Source organism: Bradyrhizobium sp. PRIMUS42, from assembly GCF_023006515.1.
In the GTDB taxonomy this organism is placed as follows: domain Bacteria; phylum Pseudomonadota; class Alphaproteobacteria; order Rhizobiales; family Xanthobacteraceae; genus Bradyrhizobium.
In genome coordinates this window covers 1-2,178 of sequence record NZ_JALBGZ010000907.1, presented here as the reverse complement: position 1 = coordinate 2,178, position 2,178 = coordinate 1, and the positions used below count along the sequence as shown (strand labels likewise).

At 66.6% G+C, this 2,178-nt stretch carries 2 protein-coding genes and 1 pseudogene; all 3 read right to left on the bottom strand.

Going from position 1 to position 2,178, the window contains the following annotated elements; translation table 11 throughout:
• Positions 1-855 (bottom strand): prephenate/arogenate dehydrogenase family protein (locus MOV75_RS35495; protein WP_247007670.1); only part of this gene is annotated, 855 nt, incomplete at its 3' end.
• Positions 852-1,949 carry a histidinol-phosphate transaminase gene (gene hisC, locus MOV75_RS35490; protein ID WP_246921944.1) on the bottom strand — a complete coding sequence of 366 codons (1,098 nt, stop codon included), beginning with the start codon at positions 1,947-1,949 and terminating at the stop codon, positions 852-854. The genes hisC and MOV75_RS35495, both read right to left, overlap by 4 nt.
• A gap of 36 nt (positions 1,950-1,985) precedes the next feature.
• Positions 1,986-2,178: pseudogene (locus MOV75_RS35485) on the bottom strand (hypothetical protein); the annotation flags it as partial.

Here is a 2,178-nt window from a genome sequence, read left to right as displayed (position 1 = left end):
GATGGCGCGGGTGCGGGTGAAGTGGTCGAACAGCGCCTCGCCGTCGCCGCGGCGGATCGCGCGGGTGAGCTTGGCGAGGTCCTCGGTGAAGGTGCCGAGCATCTCCAGCACGGCCTCCTTGTTGGCGAGGAAGACGTCGCGCCACATCGTCGGGTCGGAGGCGGCGATGCGGGTGAAATCGCGAAAGCCGCCGGCGGAGAACTTGATGACCTCGGATTCCGTCACCTGCGCCAGCTCGTCCGCGGTGCCGACGATGGTGTAGGCGATCAGATGCGGCAGATGGCTGGTGATCGCGAGCACGAGATCGTGATGATCCGGCGTCATGACCTCGACCTTGGCGCCCATCGCCGCCCAGAACGCGCGCAGGCGATCGGTGGCCGCGGCGTCGACGCCTTCGGGCGGGGTGAGAATGCACCAGCGGTTGATGAAGAGCTCGGCGAAGCCTGAATCCGGACCCGAATGCTCGGTGCCCGCCACCGGATGCGCCGGCACGAAATGAACCGACTTCGGCAGATGCGGCGCCATGTCCCTGACGATCGCGCCCTTGACCGAGCCGACGTCGGAGATGACAGCGCCTGGCTTCAGGTGCGCGGCGATCTCCTGAGCCACAGGTCCGCAGGCGCCGACGGGAATGCAGAGGATGACGAGATCGGCATCCTTCACCGCTTCCGCATTGGTCGCCACGACCTGATCGACGATGCCGAGCTCCATCACCCGCGCGCGCGTCTTCTCCGAGCGCGCGGTTGTGACGATCTCGCCCGCCAGGCCCTGGAGCTTCGCAGCGCGCGCGATCGAGCCGCCGATCAGGCCGAAGCCGATCAGCGCGACACGCTGGAAGTGCGGATCCGCGCTCATTTGCCGGCCACGAAGTCGCGCAAGGCATCGACCACGAGGCGATTGGCTTCCTCGGTGCCGATGGTCATGCGCAGCGAATGCGGCAGGCCGTAGTTCTTCAACGCGCGCAGCACCAGGCCGCGCTTGGTGAGGAAGGCGTCGGCATCATCAGCGGTCTTGCCCTTGTCGGTCGGGAAGTGGATCAGCACGAAATTGGCGACGCTCGGCGTCACCTTCAGTCCGAGCTTGCCGATCTCCTCGGTGAGCCAGTTGCGCCAGGTCTCGGTGAACTGCTTCGACATCGCCTGGTGCGCAGTGTCCTCGATCGCGGCGACCGCGGCATACATCGCGGGTGTCGACACGTTGAAGGGACCGCGGATGCGGTTGACGGCGTCGATGATGTGCTCGGGACCGAACATCCAGCCGATGCGCAGCGCCGCGAGGCCGTGGATCTTCGAGAATGTGTGCGTCACCACCGTATTCTCGGTGGTGGCGACGAGCTCGATCCCCATCTCGTAATCGTTGCGCGAGACGTAATCGCAATAGGCGGCATCCAGCACCAGCAGCACGTGCGAGGGCAGGCCGGCGCGCAGCCGCTTGACCTCGTCGAACGGCACGTAGGTCCCGGTCGGATTGTTGGGGTTGGCGAGCCAGACCAGCTTGGTGCGCGGCGTCACGGCTTTCAGGATGGCGTCGACGTCGCAGGTGAGGTTGGTCTCCTGCGCGACGACATTCTTGGCACCGACCGCCATGGTCGCGATCGGGTAGACCAGGAAACCGTGCGTGGTCGAGATCGCCTCGTCGCCGTGGCTGAGATAGGTGTGGGCGAGCAGGTTGAGGATCTCGTCCGAGCCGGCGCCGCAGATGATGCGGTTGGGATCGAGCCCGAAGGAACGGCCGATCGCCTCGCGCAGCACGCGCGAGGTTCCTTCCGGATAGTCCTCCAGATGGTCCGCCACGCGCTTGAACGCCTCGATCGCCTTGGGCGAGGGCCCGAACGGCGTCTCGTTGGCCGAGAGCTTGAATACCTTGCGACCCGGCTCGGCGACCGGGCTCTTGCCGGGCGTGTAGGGCGCAATATCGAGAATGCCGGGATTCGGCACGGGGCGGGACATCTTCAACTCCGAAAATGGCGGGGCGTGGCGCGCGGTTTACGATTTCGCCCCGGTCGGGGGCACCGTATAGCGCGTTGCGTGGCTGCCGACGAGGGCCGTGGAGCGGACCGAGGCCCCCGCCTCGATCAGGGCAGCCCTGATTTTGTCGATGCTGGTCGCACCCGTGACCGAGACCAGCAGCGCCGCGCCGTCGAAGGCGGTGTCGGGCACCGCCACGATCTCGGCGAGC

Excerpts from the sequence above, each read along its gene's own strand:
- hisC (WP_246921944.1), bottom strand. The coding sequence starts at position 1,949 with ATGTCCCGCCCCGTGCCGAATCCCGGCATTCTCGATATTGCGCCCTAC.